Genomic DNA, 18,146 nt, shown 5'->3' with positions numbered 1-18,146 from the left:
GCGCCGCGCCGCCTAGGACGTGAACCAGGTCGAGAACTCAGCCAGCGCGGCGCGCTCCGGCACCAGCATGTTGGGCGTGTCGGCGGTGTCGGCGTGGCCCAGCGCCATGCCGCACAGCACGATCTCCTCGTCGGGCACGCCGAGCTCCTTGCGGATCACCGTGTGGTAGTTGGCGAACGCCGCCTGCGGGCAGGTGTGAAGCCCCTCCTCGCGCGCCACCAGCATCATGCTGGTGAGGAAGCAGCCGATGTCGATCCACTGGCCCTCGCCGTGGCGGCGGTCCATCGTCAGGATCATGCCGACGGGCGCGTCGAAGAAATCGAAGTTGCGCCGCGTCTGCCGCATCATCCCCGCGGCGTCGCCCCTGACGATGCCGAGCATGCCGTAGAGCGCCTTGCCGAGCGCGACCTGGCGGCCGCGGTAGGGTTCGACGTGCTCGCCGTGGATGCGGTACTCCGGCGCCGGCTTCTGGCCGGCGTCGATCGCCGCCTGGATCGCCGCGCTCAGCCGCTTGCGGGCCGCGCCCATGGTCACGTAGAGCCGCCACGGCTGGCAGTTGGTGTTCGACGCCGCGTGCTTGCCGGTCTCGACGACGCGCCGCACGACCTCCTCCGGCACGGGCGTGTCCTTGAACACGCGCATCGAGCGGCGGGACATGATCGCGTCGGACACTTTCATCGGGCGGACTCCGGGGATCGGCGGAAAAACACGCCGGCCTGACTAGAGCACGCCGCGCCGGGAGTCGAGATCGCCCGCGCTCATCGCAGGCCTGCGCGGCGGCGCGGCGCGCCACCCGTCCCGCGGCCGCCCGCGGGACCGGCCGCGCCGCGTCCGCCCCGCGCCGCGTCAGTTCGGATTCTTGAACATGTCGCTGAACGACCGGCCGCCCTGCGCCGGTGGTTTCGCGGGCGCCCCCGGCCGCTCCTGGGCGCGGCGCTCCTGCTCGAGGCGCTTCTGCTCCTCGGTCCATTTGGCCAGCGCGGCCTCGGCGCCCTTCACCAGCGTGGCCATCTGCGGCCCCGTCAGGTGGCCGGTCTCGGGAAAGCCCCGGCTTTTCTGCCACGCCGCGATCATCTGCCGGCTGCGCGGGCCGAACGCGCCGTCGGCGCCGCCGGTGTCGAAAGACTGCGCCGTCAACGCCACCTGGACCCGCCGACGGTCGAGCTCGGTCAGGCGCAACGCGGCCTCGTCGGCCTCGGCCCGCGCCTTGGCGCCCGCCAGCGCCTCCGCCTCGGCCTTGGCCTTCTCGCGCGCCGCCGCTTCGGCCTTGGCCTTCTCCTCGGCCGCCCGGCGCGCCTCCTCCTCGGCCTGCCGCTTCGCCGCCGCCAGACGTTCCTGCTCGCGGGCGGCCGCCTCGGCCTCGGCTTTCGCCTTCTCCCGCGCCACCGCCTCCGCCTTCGCCCTTTCGTCCGCGACGCGGCGCGCCGCGTCGGCCTTCGCCTTCTCGCGCGCGGCGGCGTCGGCCCTGGCCATCGCCTCGGCCAGTCGACGCGCCTCCTCGGCGGCCTGGCGCTTCGCCGCCTCCTGCCGCTCCTGCTCCCGCGCCGCGGCCTCGGCCTTCGCCTTCTCGTCGGCGGCACGGCGGGCCTCTTCGGCGGCCTGGCGTTTCGCGGCTTCCTGCCGCTCCTGCTCCCGCGCCGCCGCCTCGGCCTTCGTCTTCTCGTCGGCCACGCGGCGCGCTTCCGCGTCGGCCTGACGCTTGGCCGCCTCGAGGCGAGCCTGCTCGCGGATCGCCGTCTCGGCATCCACCCGCGCCTTCTCCCGCGCGGCGATCTCGGCTTTCGCCTTCTCCTCCGTCGCGCGGCGGGCGTCCGCCTCGGCCTGACGCTTCGCCGCGTCGAGACGCGCCTGCTCCCGCGCCGCCGCCTCGGCTTCCGCCCGCGCTTTCTCGCGCGCGGCGGCCTCGGCCTTGGCCTTCTCCGCGGCGACGCGGCGCGCCTCCTCCTCGGCCTGACGCTTCGCCGCCTCGGCACGCTCCTTCTCGCGCGCGGCGGCGTCGGCCTTCGCCTTCTCCTCGGCCACCTGGCGCGCTTCGGCCTCGGCCTGGAGCCTCGCGGCCTCCAGACGCGCCTGTTCCCGCGCGGCGGCCTCGGCTTCGGCCCGGGCCTTCTCTTGGGCGGCGACCGCCGCGTCGGCCTTGGCTTTCTCCGCCGCGACACGGCGCGCTTCCGCCTCGGCCCGCTCCTTCTCGCGGGCGGCGGCCTCGGCCTTGGCGCGCTCCTCGGCGGCGCGCTTCGCGGTCTCGGCCGCGCGGCGGTCGTCCTCCTCCTGGCGCAGCTTGGCGGCCAGCGCCGCCTGCCGGCGCGATTCCTCCTCGGCGCGGCGCAGCGCCACCTCGACCGGTTCCGGCGCCGGCCGCGTCGCCAGCCACGCGCCGCCCCCGCCGACGATCGCCACGACGACGGCCGCGGCCGCGATCCACACGCCGCGCGACCGCGACCGCGGATGTCCGGCCGCCGCCGCCGGCGGCGGCGCTTCCACCATCACGCGCGTCGCCGCGGCGAGCGGCGTCGCCGACAGCGACGGCGACACGCCGTCGAGCAGGCGGCGCCAGTCGGCGATCGACTGCGGCCGGTCCTTGAACTTGACCGCCAGCGCCGCGTCGATCCCGGCCAGCAGGCTGGGCGCGTAGCGGCCCTTGCCGACCTCCACCGCCGGCACCAGCTCGTCGTCGGTGACGCGGTCGCCGGCGCCCGGCGGCGGCCGGCCGGCGACGCAGTGGTAGATCGTGGCCGCCAGGCCGTAGATGTCGGTCGGCGGTCCCTGGCGCGCCGACGTCATCTGCTCGAACGCGGCGTAGCCCGGCGTGTAGATCGCCGTCAGCGCCTGCGAGCGGCCCTGCAGCGCCACGCGCGAGGCGCCGAAATCGATCAGGGTGGGCTGGCCCTTCCCGTCGATAAGGATGTTCGCCGGCTTGATGTCGCGGTGCAGGAAGCCCGCGTCGTGCACCAGCTCGAGCCCGTCGAGCAGCGGATAGAGCAGCCGCTCGACCGCCGGCGCCGGCAGGCGGCGCTCGCGCTTCAGCACCGCCTCGAGCGTCTCGCCCGCCACAAGCGCCATCACCATGTAGGCGGTGCCGTTGGCCTCGAGGAAATCGTAGACGTTGACGATGCCCTCGGCCTTCTCCAGCCGCGCCAGCGTCTTGGCCTCGGCGAGGAAGCGCTCGCGGCCCCACAGGAAGCCCTCGCCCATCTGGGTCGAGCGCGGCAGCACCATGCTGTCGGGCTGGCGCACCGCGAAGCTGATCGGCAGGTATTCCTTGATCGCGACGTCGCGGTCGAGCTGGGTGTCGCGGGCGCGGTAGGTGATGCCGAAGCCGCCCTGCCCCAAAGTCGCGAGGATCTCGTACTTGCCGATCCGCGTCCCCGGCGGCAGCGTCGTCAGCGCGTCGACCCGCGGCGGGGCGTTTGCCCCCACGGACGACACCGTCGCATGGACGTCTTCGTCGGCCAAGGCGCGCTTCCGTTCGGAACGATGCACCGATGCGCGATTTTCAGCCGATTCGGCGGGCGGCGCAACCGCGCCGCGCGGCCGGCCGCCTCAGTAGCGGAACGCCACGCTGACCGAGCCGAACTGCGCCCAGCGTCGCTGCTCGGAGAACTCCGGCGAGCGCAGCACGTGGGTCAGGCTGACGCGGGCGCTGCGGAACAGCAGGGCCACGCCGGCCTGGACGTCGAGCACGAACGGCCGGCGGTCGACGTTGTGGCTGTCGCGGAAGGTGTTGCCGTCGAGGAAGATGTTGCGGGCGTACGCCTGGCCGTCGACGCCGGCGAAGACGTACCAGCCGAAGCCGTCGCGGGCGCCGAAGGTCTCCGAGCCGGGCATCGACGGCCGTGCGCGGGGCGGGCCGAAATCGTTGCGCAGGTCGTTGCCGATGCGGATCGTGCCGCCGATCGCGGCGTAGGTGGCGACGTTGCCGACCGCCACGCCGATGCGCGGGATGACGTCCGACTCGAGCCCCAGCGGCAGCGACAGGTCGAGCCGGCCGACCCGCCAGCGGCGCTCGAAGGTGAGGTTCACGGTCGGTTCGTTGCGCAGCTGGTTGCGCCAGCCGCGCGCCTTGTCGGCGCCGATCAGGGTGTGCCAGTTGTTCTGCGAGAAGCGGCCGGCGGCGGCCGGTCCGACCACGCCGATGTCGAGCTGGATGGTGTCGAGGCGCACCGGCTGGTCGTCGACGACATAGGCGTACTGCAGCGCGAAGCCGATATACGCCCAGCCGGCGTAGGGCCGGTCGTTGGCGATCAGGTCGCGCCGGCCGGTGTCGGCGGGCGTGTAGAGATTCTGTCCGATCGAGACGCCCCAGCGGCGCACCACGCTGTCGGCCTTGCGCTCGCCGAGGAAGGTCGGGACGGTGGTCGCCGACGCCAGCCACCGCGGCATCGCCACCGGCGCCGACAGCCAGCCCAGCCGGATGCCGTTGGTGTAGTCGCGGTCCGACCTGGCCCAGCGGCTGAGGAAATCGTTCTCGATCTGGATCGTGAGGATCGCCTTGGGCGTGCGGTTGTCCGGCGCGTCCGCCTTGGTCGGGGCCGGCGCCGCCGATGGCGCCGAGGGCGGCTCCTCGTCGGCGCGGGCGGGGTTGGCCACCAGGACCGCCGCCAGCGCCGCCATCGTCATCGCACGCCGCATCGACCACCCCTCGCGCCGGGGAGAGCGCCGGCAGGGGTCTCAACGCGGGCGGCGGAGCGCGGTTCCGGGGCCGATGTCGCGTGGACGCCGCTACGCGCCGCCCGGCCCGCGCACGAGGAAGTCGAAGTCGCAGCCCTCGTCGGCCTGCAGCACGCTGCGCAGGAACAGCCCGGTGTAGCCCCGCGCGTTGATCCCGTGGTCGACCGGCGGCGTCCATTGGCGCCGCCGCGCTTCCAGCGTCGCGGCGTCGACCAGCAGCTCGATGCGCCGTCCCGGCACGTCGAGCTGGATGCGGTCGCCGTTGCGCACCAGCCCCAGCGGGCCGCCGATGGCGGATTCCGGCGTGATGTGCAGCACGATGGTACCGAACGCCGTGCCGCTCATGCGCGCGTCGGAGATGCGCACCATGTCCTTCACGCCCTGGCGCGCCAGCTTCATCGGGATCGGGATGTAGCCGGCCTCCGGCATGCCCGGCGCGCCCTTGGGGCCGGCGTTGCGCAGCACCAGCACGTCGTCGGCCGTGACGTCGAGCGCCGGATCGTCCATGCGCTCGACCATGTCCTCGACCGACTCGAACACCACCGCGCGGCCGGTGTGGCTCATCAGTTTCGCCGACGCCGCCGACTGCTTGATGATCGCGCCCCGGGGCGCGAGGTTGCCGCGCAGGACGGCCATCGCGCCGGTGGCGCTCAGCGCCGTCGCCCGCGTGCGGATGATGGTCTGGCCGGGGATCTCCGGCGCGGCGTCGATCGAGGCGCCCAGCGTCACGCCCGCGATGGTCATGGCGTCGCGGTCGACGTGCTCCTGGATCTCGCGCAGCATCCGCATGGTGCCGCCGGCCCAGTGGAAATGCTCGAGATAGTGCTCGCCCGACGGCTTGAGGTCGGCCAGCACCGGCACGTCGCGCCCGAGCTGGTCGACGTCGGCGAGATCGATGGCGACGTCGCAGCGTCCGGCGATCGCGGTGAGATGCACCAGCCCGTTGGTCGAGCCGCCCAGCGCCTGCAGCGCCACGATGGCGTTGCGGAACGCCGCCTTGGTCATGATCTCGCGCGGCTTGGGCCCGCCGGCCTTCGCCAGCTCGACGGCGCGCTTGCCCGACGCCTCGGCCGCGCGCAGCCGATCGGCGTGGGTGGCGGGGATCGAGCCGCTGCCCGGCAGCGACATGCCCAGCGCCTCCGTCACGCAGGCCATGGTGCTGGCCGTGCCCATCACCATGCAGGTGCCCGTGGTCGGCGCCAGCCGTTCGCTGACCTCCTCGATGTCGCTCTCCGAGAAGGTGCCGGCGCGGTGCTGGCCCCACAGGCGGCGGCAATCCGTGCAGGCGCCCAGCACCTCGCCCCGGAAATGGCCGACCAGCATCGGGCCGGTCACCAGCATGATCGCCGGCACGTCGGCGCTGGCCGCCGCCATGAGCTGGGCCGGCACGGTCTTGTCGCAACCGCCGATCAGCACGACCGAGTCCATCGGCTGGGCGCGGATCATCTCCTCGGTGTCCATCGCCATGAGGTTGCGCAGGAACATGCTGGTGGGGTTGGAGAACGACTCGTGGATCGAGACGGTCGGGAACTCCATCGGCAGGCCGCCGGCCAGCATCACGCCGCGCTTCACCGCGTCGATCAGCTTCGGCACGTTGCCGTGGCACGGGTTGTAGTCGCTGAAGGTGTTGGTGATGCCGACGATCGGCCGGTCGAGCGCGTCGTCGCTGTAGCCCATGGCCTTGATGAAGGCCTTGCGCAGGAACAGCGAGAATCCCGGATCGCCGTAGGTCGCCAGTCCCTTGCGGATGCCCTTGGCCACGTCGTCGCTGCCCACGTCGTCCCTCCACCGATGTTCTTCGCGCCATGATCGACGTTCGCGCCCGCCACCGCAACGCCCGTCCGTATGCGCGTCCCCTCGCCCGCTCCCTTCGACGTCCGCCGCGCCCGCATATCGTGACGCGTGAGACTATCTTACTCCGTCCCCCTCGGGCGCCTTACCAGGCGCCTGAGGGGGACGGAGCATAGGAATTCATCCGCTTCGAGGTTGGCGAGCGTGCCAACCCGCAACCGGGAGGCGGAGAGGACAGCGCCGCGATGTTGTTGTGTCGCCGCCGTCCGTCGTCGATGATCGCGGCGCACGAACAGCGCATCGAACAGGAATCCGCCCGCATGCTTCCCACGATCCGACAGACCGCCGCCGATCTCGCCGCCGGGCGCGCGACCAGCCGCGCGCTGACCGAGGCGGCGCTGGCGCGCATCGCCGATTCCGCCGGCGAGGGCGCCCGCGCCTTCATCCACGTGTACCGCGACCAGGCGCTGGCCGCCGCCGACGCCTCGGACGCGCTGCGCAAGGCGGGCGTGGCGCAGGGCCCGCTGGCCGGTGTGCCGGTCTCGATCAAGAACCTCTGCGACGTCGCCGGCGAGACCACTTTGGCTGGATCGAAGGCGCTCGACGATTCGCCGCCCGCGACGGCCGACGCGCCGGTGCTGGCGCGGCTGCGCGCCGCCGGCGCCGTCGTCGTCGGCAGCACCAACATGAGCGAGTTCGCGTTCTCCGGGCTGGGCTTCAACCCCCACTACGGCACGCCCGGCAATCCGGCCGACCGCGCCCGCGTGCCCGGCGGCTCGTCATCGGGCGCCGCGGTGTCGGTGGCCGACGGCATGGCGGTGGCGGCGCTGGGCACCGACACCGGCGGCTCCGTGCGCATCCCCTCGGCGCTGTGCGGGCTGACCGGCTTCAAGCCGACGGCCCGGCGCGTGCCGATCGACGGCGTCGTGCCGCTGTCGACCTCGCTGGATTCGATCGGCCCGCTGGCCGCGAGCGTGGAGTGCTGCGCGATCGTCGATTCGGTGTTCGCCGGCGAGCCGGTCGACGTGCCGGCGCCGGCGCGGCTCGACGCGCTGACCTTCGCGGTGCCCCGCCACTTCGTGCTCAACGACATGGACGCCACGGTGTCCGCCGCCTTCGCGCGCGCGCTCACGACGCTGTCGGCGAAGGGCGTGCGCATCGTCGAGATCGATCTGCCGCAGCTCGACGAACTGCCGGCGATCAACGCCAAGGGCGGCTTCGCGGCGTCGGAGGCCTACGCGTGGCACAAGGAGCTGATCGCGCGCAGGGGCAACGTCTACGACCCGTTGATCGCCCCGCGCATCCGGCGCGGCGCCGAGATGAGCGCGGCCGACTACATCGAGCTGCTGGCCAAGCGCGCCGATCTCCAGCGCCGGGTCTCGGCGGTCACGTCGGACTACGACGCCGTCGTGATGCCGACCTGCCCGATCGTGGCGCCGACGCTCAACGAGATCGCGACGCCCGACGGCTTCACGCGCAACAACATGCTGGTGCTGCGCAACTGCACCGTCGGCAATTTCCTCGACCGCTGCGCGCTGTCGATCCCCTGCCACCGGGGCGACGAGCTGCCGGTCGGCTTCATGCTGATGGGCGAGACCATGGCCGACCGCCGCCTCCTCGCCATCGGCCGCGCGGTCGAGACGGCGTTGCGGACGGGCTAATCGCAACGACACTCTCGGCTCTTCGACGTCAGGCAAGGGACGCCGATCGCCGCGGACCTCGCGCGTCCGCCCCTCCCGCCATGTCGAGCGGAGCGAGACATCCTGAGTGGCCGGCGCGACGGCGGTGGCGACCGTGGAAGGATTCCTCGCTCCGCTCGGAATGACGGGCCGGGCGCCGCGTAGGGAACAACGTCGCGACCGCGACGCGCCATCGGGCGGAACGCGCGGATCGCCGCACGGACCCGCACGCACGCCATCGCGTCAGCGGACGGCGGGCGGAAGCCACTGTCGCCGTCGACGGCGCATGCCTCGCCATCCCGTCATGCGGCGGCGGGCGAAGGCCGCTTTCGAGGCCGAAATCGCAAGTCCGCCTCTCCCGTCATGTCGAGCGGAGCGAGACATCTTGAGCGGCCGGCGCGACGGCGGCGGCGACCGTGGAAGGATTCCTCGCTGCGCTCGGAATGACGGATGGCGCGCGCGGGGCCTGCTCGGGGGAAGGCGCGTGGTCTAGGTCCGCGCCACCGTCCGCCGCGCGCCCGGCCCCGGCCGCACGCGCACGTCGCGGGCGGCGACCGGCGCGGCGCAGGCCGAGCAGGTCGTCACGGGATCGAAATCGTGGCCGCAGGCGGCGTGGGTGTGCAGCAGCGGCCGCCCGCGCGCGCCCGCGAGATGGACGTCGCCCCAGTGCACGATCGCCATGATCACGGGATGCAGGTCGAGACCCTTGTCGGTCAACCGGTACTCGTGCCGCCGGGGCCGCGCGCTGTAGAGCTCCTTGCGCAGCACGCCGGCCTTCACCAGCTTGCGCAGCCGGTCGGCCAGCACGTGGCGCGTGATGCCGAGGCTGGCCTGGAAATCCTCGAACCGGCGCACGCGCAGGAAGCAGTCGCGCAGCACCAGCAGGGTCCAGCGGTCGCCGATCACCGACACCGTGCGCGCCACCGAGCAGGTCTCGCGGCCGAGCTCGCGCCAGCGCATGAGGATTCCTCCGCCTCCCGAAAGGTGGCTTGCGGTTGACACCGCCGGCCGCTCCGCCGCAAATAGTACGTTCCTTTTTGGAACTTTCAAGATCGATCGGGAGGTCGTCATGACGGCACGCGGAGCGGCGCTGGTGGTGGGCGCGGGCGACGCCACGGGCGGCGCGATCGCGCGGCGCTTCGCGCGCGAGGGGCTGACGGCCTGCGTCGTGCGCCGGAACGCCGACAAGCTCGGGCCGCTGGTCGAGCGCATCGTGGCCGACGGCGGCGCCGCGCGCGCCTTCGGCGTCGACGCGCGCAAGGAGGAGGAGATGGTGGCGCTGATCGACACCATCGAGCGCGAGGTCGGGCCGCTGGAGGTGGCGGTGTTCAACATCGGCGCCAACGTGCGCTTCGGCATCCGCGAGACCACGGCGCGCGTCTACTTCAAGGTCTGGGAGATGGCGGCGTTCGCCGGCTTCCTCACCGGCCGCGAGGCGGCGCGGGTGATGGCGCCGCGCGGGCGGGGCTCGATCCTGTTCACCGGCGCGACCGCCAGCCTGCGCGGCCGCGACGGCTACGCCGCCTTCTCCGGCGCCAAGCACGCCACGCGCGCGCTGGCGCAGAGCATGTCGCGCGAGCTGGGGCCGCTGGGCGTGCACGTGGCGCACGTCGTGGTCGACGGCGCCATCGATACGGAGTGGATCAGGACCAACTTCCCGCAGCGCTACGCCGCGAAGGAGCACGACGGCATCCTCAACCCCGACCACATCGCCGAGAACTACTGGATGCTGCACAAGCAGCCGCGCGACGCCTGGACCCACGAGCTCGACCTGCGCCCGTGGTCGGAGAGCTGGTGACGGCGGGCGGTGGTCGTGGGCGCAAGGCCCGTCTTCCTCCCTCTCCGCCCGCTTGCGGGGGGAGAGGGGCGGGGTGAGGTGGGTGGCCGTGGAATCGCGGTGTTCGATATCGGCGCACGCCACACACCGATCGACGTCGCGGCTGATACGGCGACCACCTCACCCCCGCCGTATCGGCTTCGCCGATACGGCGTTCCATCGCTACGCGATGGTCCCTCCCTCTCCCCCGCTACGCGGCGGAGAGGGGAATGAACGAGGCGACGAACCAGTAGGAGGACCACCATGACCGCCAGCGTCGAGTTCCATTTCGATTTCGGCAGCCCCAACGCCTATCTCAGCCACCGGCTGATCCCCGGAATCGAGAAACGCACGGGCGTGAAGTTCAAGTACGTGCCGGTGCTGCTGGGCGGCGTGTTCAAGCTGACCAACAACGCCGCCCCGATGGTCCAGTACAAGGACGTCAAGCACAAGCTGGCCTACCAGCGCCGCGAGATGGCGCGCTTCATCGCGCGCCACGGCCTGTCGCGCTTCGCGATGAACCCGCACTTCCCGGTCAACACCGTGCAGATCATGCGCGGCGCGGTCGCCGCCGACATCGACGGCAAGCTGGCGCCCTATGTCGAGGCGGTGTTCCGCGCGATGTGGGAGGACGGGCTGAAGATGGACGATTCCGAGGTCATCAAGACCGCGCTCGACGCCGCCGGCATCGACGGCGCCCGCATCCTCGCGCGCATCCAGGACCAGGACGTCAAGGACCGGCTGTTGAAGAACACCGAGGAGTCGGTCGCGCGCGGCACCTTCGGCAGCCCGATGCTCTACGTCGGCGACGAGCCCTTCTTCGGCAAGGACCGCCTGCGCGACGTCGAGGAGGAGATCGCCTCGCCGCTGGCGAAGGTGTGAGAGGGGCGGAGCGAGGTCGCTCGTGTCGTCGACGATGGTGCGACGACGCGGCGACACCGGCCAAACTGTCATCCCGAGCGCAGCGAGGGATCCAGGCGCCGTCCCTGGATCCCTCGCTGCGCTCGGGATGACAGGTGGGGCGATCGTGCCTTCCCACCGCTAGTCATGCCCCCTCGCCCCGCATGCGGGGAGACGAAGGCCGCATCGGTGAACCGCCGACACGCCGCGGGTGAGCGGCGCTTCCCGGCGATCCGTCATTGAGCCCGGCCGCCACCTCCTCTAGTTTCCGCCCGCCCGAAACCGCCACATCGCGAGACCGATCCGCATGCCCCGTCCGACCGCGCCGTTGTTCCGTCCGTTCACCGTCGGACCGCTGACCCTGCCCAACCGCCTCGTGATGGCGCCGATGACGCGCAGCTTCTCGCCCGGCGGCGTGCCGGGCGACGACGTCGCGGCCTACTACCGCCGCCGCGCCGAGGACGGCGTCGGCCTGATCGTCACCGAGGGCACCGTCGTGGCGCATCCCGCCGCCGCCAACGATCCGCGCGTGCCGCGCTTCCACGGCGACGACGCGCTGGCCGGCTGGGCCAAGGTGGTGGCCGAGGTGCACGACGCCGGCGGCCGCGTCATGCCGCAGCTCTGGCACGTCGGCACCATGCGCAAGGCCGGCTCGGAGCCCAACCCCGATGTGCCGCCGGTCGGACCCTCCGGCCTGTTCAAGCCGGAGCGCAAGGTCGGCGAGCCGATGACCGAGAAGGAGATCGCCGATCTGATCGCCGCCTTCGCGCGCGCCGCCGCCGACGCGATGCGGCTGGGCTTCGACGGCATCGAGATCCACGGCGCGCACGGCTACCTGATCGACCAGTTCTTCTGGGAGGGCACCAACGTCCGCGACGACGCCTGGGGCGGCGACCTGGTCAAGCGCACGCGCTTCGCGGCCGAGATCGTGCGCGCGTGCCGCCGCGCCACGTCGCCGGACTTCCCGATCCTGCTGCGTTTCTCGCAATGGAAACAGCAGGACTACACAGCGCGGCTGGCGCCGGGCATCGACGATCTGATGCGGTTCCTGACGCCGCTGGCGGATGCCGGCGTCGACGTCTTCCACTGCTCGACGCGGCGCTTCTGGGAGCCGGAGTTCGAGGGCTCGGGCTCCTCGCTCAACCTCGCGGGCTGGACGAAGAAGCTGACCGGCAAGCCGGTGATCACGGTCGGCTCGGTCGGGCTCGACGGCGATTTCTTCGGCTTCGTCAAAGGCCAATCGAGCGGCGCCGCCTCGCTCGACGCGCTGATCGACATGGTCGCCGCCAACGAGGTCGACCTCGTCGCCGTCGGCCGCGCCATGCTGGCCGATCCGCGCTGGGTGACGAAGGTGCGCGAGGGCCGCCTGTCCGAGCTCGGCGGCTTCACCTCGGAGCGGCTCAAGACGCTGGTCTAGCGCGGGGGGAACGTAGTCCGCCCGAGTCACAACCGTGTGCTTGTGACAGCGCCACGGACGGAGTACCGCGGAGCGCCTCCGGACGTTCCGCGCTCCACATCGACGTAGATGTCGGCATCCAGGCGCCAAAAATCGCACTTGGCGTCGAGGCCGAGCATAATTCCCGGATCTTTGACGCCCTCTCGGTGCGTACCAAAGCACCTATGGTATTCGGCTGGCGCGGTCACGTGCTCGCACGTGAGTTTGATTTCCTTGGTCATCCGCTTCAGGAACGCATCCAGTCCACGCTCCCGAATCTCAATTTCGAGTTCGTCTTTCATCAATTTCCGCTTCTCCCGTGCCTTCTCCTCGCGCGCTTCGGAGTACACGGCGTAGGCGGAAAGAAATTCCACCGCTTCTCCATTTAGATTCCAGTCGCATACCCGCAGCATGCAACCCGTCGTGGTCATCGACAAACCCGCCACGATCAAGAGGCGCGATGCCCAGCTCGGAATTCTGATTCTTGAAGGGCCGCCAGAAGGTCCCGTTGGAACATGACCGCTATCGGCTGGAGTCGGCCACGATGGTCGGTCGTTGCCCATATCGCGACCCCCTTAGAGTTCGATGGCCCGGATTTACCTCCGACCCTCGCGGACTGGATCGAGGAACCGATAGGCACGCCGCCGGCCACCGTCGACTTGGCTGGAGTTTCACCGTGGCCGCCTTCATTGGCCGTCAGCCCGGTTCACAACCGACGGAATTGATCCGGAAGGTGTTGTTGCGCAGGTCGCGGCCGACCTGGCCGTCGAGATGGCCGCCCTTGAAGACGATGGTGTCGCCCGACACCGTGAACGTGCCGGGGCTCTTGCCGTCGAGATCGGTGTAGCGGCCGCCGGCCAGCGCCTTGAAGCCGAGGCCGATCAGGATGCGTCCGCCGCTGCCGTAGCAGGCGTATTCGCCGGGCTTCAGGGCGCCGGCCTGCGCCATCTGCGCCTCCGGCATGGGCGCCGCCGCGCCGATGCCGCGGTCATCGCGACCCCCGCCACCATACCGGCGAGCGCGGCGGCGCGCGCCGTCCGACTGAAGTATCCGTCCAATTTCATTGTCGCTCCTCTCCGTCCCGCCGCGGCCTCACGCCGCGAACCACACCCACGGCCGCGCGGCGCGGTCGCGCGCCTGCCGTGCGGCGATGGCGTCGGCGTGCGTCATCGTGAGTCCGATCTCGTCCAGCCCGTCGAGCAGCGCCCGCTTGCGCTTGGGTTCGATCTCGAACGCCATCTCGCGGCCCCTGGGCGAGACGACGACCTGGCGCTCGAGGTCGATGGTGACGCGCGCGTTGCCGGGCGACGCGGCGGTCTCGTCGGCGAGGATCGCGATGTCGTCGGCCGACAGCGGCACCGGCAGCAGGCCGTTCTGGTAGCAATTGTTGCGGAAGATGTCGCCGAAGCTGGGCGCGACCACGGCTTTCACACCGAGCCCCATCAGCGCCCACACGGCGGCCTCGCGGCTGGAGCCGCAGCCGAAATTGTCGCCGGCCAGCAGGATCGGCGCGCCGCGGTAGGCCGGCTGGTTGAGGACGAAGTCCGGATTCTCGGAGCCGTCGCGGTTGAAGCGGAACAGCTCGAAGCCCCACGCCTCGATGTCGGCGCGCGTCGTGCCGACCAGCCGCGCCATCGGGATGATCATGTCGGTGTCGACGTTGGCCCGCGGCAGCGGCGCCGCCACGCCCTCGAGCCGGGTGAACTTCTCCATCGCGGCAGCCCTCACTACAGTTTGCGCACGTCGGCGATGGCGCCCTTGATCGCGGCCGCCGCGGCCATCGCGGGCGAGGCGAGATGGGTGCGCGCGTCGGGGCCCTGGCGCGAGGCGAAGTTTCGGTTGGAGGTCGAGACCGAGCGCCGGCCCGGCGGCACGGTCTCGCCGTTGGACGCCACGCACATCGAGCAGCCGGGCTCGCGCCATTCGAAGCCGGCGGCGCGGAAGATCTCGTGCAATCCCTCGGCCTCGGCCTGCGCCTTGACGCGCTCGGATCCGGGCACGACCCACGCCGTCACGTTCGGCGCCTTGCGGCGGCCCCTGGCGATGGCGGCGGCGGCGCGCAGATCGGAGATGCGGCCGTTGGTGCAGGAGCCGATGAACACCCAGTCGACGGGCACGCCCTCGATCGGCTTGCCGGGCTCGAGTCCCTGGTACGCCAGCGCCGCGCGCCACGCCGCGCGCTGGTTGGCGTCGGCGGCGCCGGCCGGATCGGGGATCGCCGCGTCGATGGCGACGACGTGCTCGGGGCTGATGCCCCAGGTGATCTGCGGCGCGACGTCGGCCATGTCGATGCGATGCTCGACATCGAACACCGCGTCGGGATCGCCCGGCAGCGCGCGCCAATGCGCGACGGCGGCGTCGAACGCGGCGCCCTTCGGCGCGAAGTCGCGGCCGGCGATGTATTGATAGGTCGCGTCGTCGGGCGCGATCATGCCCATCTTGGCGCCCATCTCGATCGAGAGGTTGCAGATGGTGAAGCGGCCTTCCAGCGGCAGCGCGCGGATCGCGGCGCCGGCGTACTCGACCGCGAAGCCGGTGCCGGCGGCGACGCCGAAGCGGCCGATGGCGTGCAGGATCATGTCCTTGGGCGTGACGCCCGCCGCCAGCGCGCCCTCGAAGGCGATGCGCATCGTGCGCGGCTTGCGCTGCACGAGCGTCTGCGTCGCCAGCGCGTGCACCAGTTCCGACGAGCCGACGCCGAACGCCAGCGCGCCGAGGCCGCCATGCGTCGAGGTGTGGCTGTCGCCGCAGACCATCACGAGACCCGGCAGCGAGATGCCCAGCTCGGGGCCGATCACGTGCACGATGCCGTTGCCGTCGCGGCCGAGGTCGAACATGCGGATGCCGTGCTCGGCGGCGCGCCGGCGCATGCCGCGCAGCAGCTTGCCGCCGACCGCGAAGGTGTCCTCGGTGCGGCCCGGCGCGGTCGAGACGGCGTGGTCGGGAGTCGCGAAGGCAAGCTCCGGCCGCGCGACCTTGTAGCCCTTCTCCGACACCTCCTGCAGCGCGCGGGCGCCGGACAGGTCGTGGATCAGCACGCGGTCGAGATGCAGCAGCGCGAAGCCGTCGCCGAGATCGGCGACGACGTGGCTCTCCCAGATCTTGTCGAACAGCGTCCTGCCGGCCATCCCGAGCGATCCCTCCGTTGGCGTCGCGCCGCCACGTTCCGCCATCCGCCGGCGCCGCACAAGCGCGCGCGGACGCGCCGCGGCGCGCTTTGGACGCGTTTCGCGCTTGCGCGCCGGAGTCGCGCGCGTAATGTGCCGCCGCCGCCTGCCGACCGGGAAACCATCATGCCGCCGAGACCGCTTTCCGCCGCCACGCTGACGCTCTGCGCGGTGCTGTGCGCCTGCACCGGCGGCGGCGAGCAGGCCGACAGGCCGACGATCGCGCTGGCCAGCGCGACGCCCGGCACGTTCTCCTCGAGCCGGCCGGGCACGCCGATCCCGCTGGAGACGATCAAGACGATGAGCGACCAGCAGGTGCTGTCGACCTTCGGCCGGCCGGTGTTCGAGCGCGCCGAGGGGCCCAGCGCCAAGCTGGTGCGCTTCCGCAGCGACGCCTGCGATCTCGACGTGTTCCTCTACGCCTCGGGCGGCGGCTGGCAGGCACGCCACGCCGAGGCCCGCGACCCGGCCCTGCGCAGCCTGCCGGTCGACCGCTGCGCCGGCTCCGTCGCGGCCCAGCGACGCTGAAGTCCGGCCGCGTCCGGGCCGACGACGGCGTTCGCGCGACGGCCTTTTCCGGCGTCGTGGCGAAACGCCCCGGCCGATTCGAAACCCTTATTTGACGGCATCGGAGCGATTTCGGCGGCCGTCGCCGAGGCCGGATTCGGGATTTGTATATTGTATTTTGTATACAATATACAAAATCGCCGTTTCGAGGCGTTTCCGGGCCGTTCCGACCGGTCGCTGGCCGGCGCCGGCGCTCTCGACGATCACCGTTCCGGGACGCCACCACGCCGCGCCGACCGCCGGATCGCCGGCGGCCGCACCGTCGAGAATCGGCCTTGTCTGAAGGCTTTCTACGCCATGCCGACCGGCGGATCGGCGGCGGCCGCGTCGTCGAGAATCGCCCTGTCTGAAGGCTTTCTACGCCGTGCCGACCGGCGGATCGGCGGCCGCCCTGGCGTCGAGAATCGCCCTTTCCGAAGGCTTTCTACGCCGTGCCGATCGGCGGATCGCCGGCGCCGGCGTTCTCGAGCTGCTGGCGGTAGAGCGCCGCGAAGTCGACGGGGGCGACCTGCAGCGGCGGGAAGCCTGCCTCGCGGGTGGTGTTCGCGACCACGGCGCGGGCGAACGGGAACAGCAGACGCGGGCACTCGATCAGCAGCATCGGGCCGACCGCCTCCTGCGGCACGGCGCCCAGCGTGAAGACGCCGCCATAGACCAGCTCCAGCTTGAACAGCACGTCGCCGTTCTCCATCTTCGCGTCCGCCTCGACCACCAGCGCGACCTCGTAGGTCGAGCCGTCGAGCTGGCGGGTCTTGACCAGCACGTTGAGGCCGAGCTGCGGCTGGCCCTGCTCCATCAGGCTGTGCGGCGAGCGCGGGTTCTCGAACGACAGGTCCTTGATGTACTGCGCGTGCACCGTCAGCGGCGGCGCGGCGGCTTCGGACGTGTCGGTCATGTCGGCTCCTGTCGGTCGGACGTGGTTCGGTCGCGGTCGGGCGGTGCGGTATCACGCGGGTCGGAGGCGCACAAGCGATGCGGGGAAGCTCCAGGCCAACGCCTGAGCCGCATATTCTTCCCTTCTCCCCCGTCATCGGGGGAGAAGGTGCCCGAAGGTACGCCGCGGCAGCCGCGGCGGGGATGAGGGGTCTTCGTCTTCGTCGGTGGGTGCACCACAACGGTGATCGCGTGTGAACGCGCCGCCGCGCCCCTCATCCGGCGCTGCGCGCCACCTTCTCCCCCGGAGACGGGGGAGAAGGGAAAACACGTCGAAGACCGCACATCCATTGCCGCCGCGCGCCCGGAGCGCGGCGGACCCGCGCGGGGCGATGTTGCGCCGCGGCGCGGCGTGGCGGAAAATGATCCCGCGAATCAACCTCGCGGAGCGCCTCGATCCATGCCGCGTCCGATCATCGGTGTCTCGGCCTGCCGCCGGACGGTCAATGGCTGGACCGCGCACGCCGTCGGCGAGAAATACATCAAGGCCGTGACCGACGTGGTCGGCGGCATCCCGCTGATCCTGCCGCCGGTCGGCAGCGGCGAGACCGACGCCGAGCTCGACAGCGTGATCGACGCGCTGGACGGCGTGCTGCTGACCGGCAGCCCGTCCAACGTCGATCCCGCGATCTACGGCGGACCGGCCGCCCGGCACGGCGTCGGGGCCGACCGCGCCCGCGACGACACCACCCTGCCGCTGATCCGCCGCGCCATCGAGCGCGGCGTGCCCCTGTTCGCGATCTGCCGCGGCATCCAGGAGCTGAACGTGGCGTTCGGCGGCACCCTGCACCAGCATGTCGACGAGGTGCCGGGCCGGCGTGACCACCGCGCGCCGCGCATCGCCGAGCTTGAGCCGAAATACGGGCCGGCGCACGCCATCCACATCGTGCCCGGCACCTGGCTGCGCCGCGTCTGGGGCGCCGACACCGCCGACGTCAACTCGCTGCACGGCCAGGGCATCGACCGGCCGGGCGACCGGCTGGTGGTCGAGGCGACGGCCGACGACGGCACCATCGAGGCGGTCAGCGTCGCCGGCGCGTCGAACTTCGCGTTCGGCGTTCAGTGGCACCCCGAGCACCGCGCGCGCGAGAACCCGCTGTCGATGAAGCTGTTCGACGCCTTCGCCGAGGCCTGCCGCGCCCACCGCGCAGCCCGGCGCGCGCCGCCGCTGCGCGCGGCGGCGGAGTAGC

General features: G+C 71.8%; 16 protein-coding genes. 6 read left to right on the top strand and 10 right to left on the bottom strand.

Annotated features, from left to right (window positions below; genetic code table 11):
• Window positions 1-12 precede the first annotated feature (12 nt).
• The 4 genes from IPK81_13540 to IPK81_13525 form a co-directional block, all read right to left on the bottom strand.
• The gene (locus IPK81_13540) at window positions 13-678 is read right to left on the bottom strand and encodes a nitroreductase (GenBank protein QQS10676.1); all 666 of its coding nucleotides are present in this window, start codon (window positions 676-678) and stop codon (window positions 13-15) included.
• Between the two features lie 168 nt (window positions 679-846).
• A complete protein-coding gene (locus IPK81_13535) occupies window positions 847-3,453 on the bottom strand; it encodes a protein kinase (GenBank protein QQS10675.1) in 2,607 nt (868 codons plus the stop codon).
• An 87-nt stretch (window positions 3,454-3,540) separates the two neighbouring features.
• Window positions 3,541-4,629 carry a lipid A deacylase LpxR family protein gene (locus IPK81_13530; protein QQS10674.1) on the bottom strand — a complete coding sequence of 363 codons (1,089 nt, stop codon included), beginning with the start codon at window positions 4,627-4,629 and terminating at the stop codon, window positions 3,541-3,543.
• Window positions 4,630-4,719: 90 nt separating this feature from the next.
• On the bottom strand, window positions 4,720-6,429 hold the full coding sequence (locus IPK81_13525) for a dihydroxy-acid dehydratase (protein ID QQS15099.1): 1,710 nt from the start codon (window positions 6,427-6,429) through the stop codon (window positions 4,720-4,722).
• Between the two features lie 350 nt (window positions 6,430-6,779).
• Between IPK81_13525 and IPK81_13520 the strand changes: the two genes are divergently transcribed.
• A complete protein-coding gene (locus tag IPK81_13520; protein QQS10673.1) occupies window positions 6,780-8,120 on the top strand; it encodes an amidase in 1,341 nt (446 codons plus the stop codon).
• A gap of 507 nt (window positions 8,121-8,627) precedes the next feature.
• On the opposite strand, the gene IPK81_13515 is transcribed toward IPK81_13520, so the two are convergent.
• Window positions 8,628-9,098 carry a helix-turn-helix transcriptional regulator gene (locus IPK81_13515; protein ID QQS10672.1) on the bottom strand — a complete coding sequence of 157 codons (471 nt, stop codon included), beginning with the start codon at window positions 9,096-9,098 and terminating at the stop codon, window positions 8,628-8,630.
• Between the two features lie 109 nt (window positions 9,099-9,207).
• On the opposite strand from IPK81_13515, the gene IPK81_13510 reads away from it, so the two are divergent.
• The 3 genes from IPK81_13510 to IPK81_13500 all read left to right on the top strand — a co-directional run bounded on the left by IPK81_13510 (window position 9,208) and on the right by IPK81_13500 (window position 12,271).
• Complete coding sequence (locus tag IPK81_13510; GenBank protein QQS10671.1) at window positions 9,208-9,936, top strand: SDR family oxidoreductase; 729 nt, start codon at window positions 9,208-9,210, stop codon at window positions 9,934-9,936.
• 282 nt (window positions 9,937-10,218) lie between these two features.
• A complete protein-coding gene (locus IPK81_13505; protein ID QQS10670.1) occupies window positions 10,219-10,836 on the top strand; it encodes a 2-hydroxychromene-2-carboxylate isomerase in 618 nt (205 codons plus the stop codon).
• Between the two features lie 325 nt (window positions 10,837-11,161).
• Window positions 11,162-12,271, top strand: coding sequence for an NADH:flavin oxidoreductase (locus IPK81_13500; protein QQS10669.1), 1,110 nt, complete (start codon window positions 11,162-11,164; stop codon window positions 12,269-12,271).
• A 26-nt stretch (window positions 12,272-12,297) separates the two neighbouring features.
• Here IPK81_13500 and IPK81_13495 read toward each other — a convergent pair whose 3' ends face one another.
• The 4 genes from IPK81_13495 to leuC all read right to left on the bottom strand — a co-directional run bounded on the left by IPK81_13495 (window position 12,298) and on the right by leuC (window position 15,417).
• Window positions 12,298-12,720, bottom strand: coding sequence for a hypothetical protein (locus IPK81_13495; protein ID QQS10668.1), 423 nt, complete (start codon window positions 12,718-12,720; stop codon window positions 12,298-12,300).
• A gap of 265 nt (window positions 12,721-12,985) precedes the next feature.
• Window positions 12,986-13,252, bottom strand: a complete 267-nt coding sequence (locus IPK81_13490; GenBank protein ID QQS10667.1) for a hypothetical protein — start codon at window positions 13,250-13,252, stop codon at window positions 12,986-12,988.
• Window positions 13,253-13,381: 129 nt separating this feature from the next.
• Window positions 13,382-14,002 (bottom strand): 3-isopropylmalate dehydratase small subunit, encoded by a 621-nt coding sequence (gene leuD / locus IPK81_13485; protein ID QQS10666.1) that lies wholly within the window; start codon window positions 14,000-14,002, stop codon window positions 13,382-13,384.
• Window positions 14,003-14,016: 14 nt separating this feature from the next.
• Entirely contained in the window at window positions 14,017-15,417 is a 1,401-nt protein-coding gene (gene leuC, locus IPK81_13480; protein QQS10665.1) for a 3-isopropylmalate dehydratase large subunit, read from the bottom strand.
• A 165-nt stretch (window positions 15,418-15,582) separates the two neighbouring features.
• Between leuC and IPK81_13475 the strand changes: the two genes are divergently transcribed.
• Complete coding sequence (locus tag IPK81_13475; protein QQS10664.1) at window positions 15,583-15,984, top strand: hypothetical protein; 402 nt, start codon at window positions 15,583-15,585, stop codon at window positions 15,982-15,984.
• Window positions 15,985-16,447: 463 nt separating this feature from the next.
• On the opposite strand, the gene secB is transcribed toward IPK81_13475, so the two are convergent.
• Complete coding sequence (gene secB / locus IPK81_13470) at window positions 16,448-16,918, bottom strand: protein-export chaperone SecB (protein QQS10663.1); 471 nt, start codon at window positions 16,916-16,918, stop codon at window positions 16,448-16,450.
• 438 nt (window positions 16,919-17,356) lie between these two features.
• Between secB and IPK81_13465 the strand changes: the two genes are divergently transcribed.
• Window positions 17,357-18,145, top strand: a complete 789-nt coding sequence (locus IPK81_13465) for a gamma-glutamyl-gamma-aminobutyrate hydrolase family protein (GenBank protein QQS10662.1) — start codon at window positions 17,357-17,359, stop codon at window positions 18,143-18,145.
• Window position 18,146 lies beyond the last annotated feature (1 nt).

This window comes from Rhodospirillales bacterium (assembly GCA_016699855.1).
GTDB lineage: Bacteria > Pseudomonadota > Alphaproteobacteria > Reyranellales > Reyranellaceae.
This window is presented reverse-complemented; position numbering and strand designations above follow the sequence as displayed.

Coding starts and splice junctions, on each gene's coding strand:
- leuD (QQS10666.1), bottom strand. CDS start 14,002: ATGGAGAAGTTCACCCGGCTCGAGGGCGTGGCGGCGCCGCTGCCGCGG.
- IPK81_13530 (QQS10674.1), bottom strand. CDS start 4,629: ATGCGGCGTGCGATGACGATGGCGGCGCTGGCGGCGGTCCTGGTGGCC.
- secB (QQS10663.1), bottom strand. CDS start 16,918: ATGACCGACACGTCCGAAGCCGCCGCGCCGCCGCTGACGGTGCACGCG.
- IPK81_13515 (QQS10672.1), bottom strand. CDS start 9,098: ATGCGCTGGCGCGAGCTCGGCCGCGAGACCTGCTCGGTGGCGCGCACG.
- IPK81_13465 (QQS10662.1), top strand. CDS start 17,357: ATGCCGCGTCCGATCATCGGTGTCTCGGCCTGCCGCCGGACGGTCAAT.
- IPK81_13495 (QQS10668.1), bottom strand. CDS start 12,720: ATGACCACGACGGGTTGCATGCTGCGGGTATGCGACTGGAATCTAAAT.
- IPK81_13510 (QQS10671.1), top strand. CDS start 9,208: ATGACGGCACGCGGAGCGGCGCTGGTGGTGGGCGCGGGCGACGCCACG.
- IPK81_13490 (QQS10667.1), bottom strand. CDS start 13,252: ATGCCGGAGGCGCAGATGGCGCAGGCCGGCGCCCTGAAGCCCGGCGAA.
- IPK81_13540 (QQS10676.1), bottom strand. CDS start 678: ATGAAAGTGTCCGACGCGATCATGTCCCGCCGCTCGATGCGCGTGTTC.
- IPK81_13520 (QQS10673.1), top strand. CDS start 6,780: ATGCTTCCCACGATCCGACAGACCGCCGCCGATCTCGCCGCCGGGCGC.
- IPK81_13475 (QQS10664.1), top strand. CDS start 15,583: ATGCCGCCGAGACCGCTTTCCGCCGCCACGCTGACGCTCTGCGCGGTG.
- leuC (QQS10665.1), bottom strand. CDS start 15,417: ATGGCCGGCAGGACGCTGTTCGACAAGATCTGGGAGAGCCACGTCGTC.
- IPK81_13500 (QQS10669.1), top strand. CDS start 11,162: ATGCCCCGTCCGACCGCGCCGTTGTTCCGTCCGTTCACCGTCGGACCG.
- IPK81_13505 (QQS10670.1), top strand. CDS start 10,219: ATGACCGCCAGCGTCGAGTTCCATTTCGATTTCGGCAGCCCCAACGCC.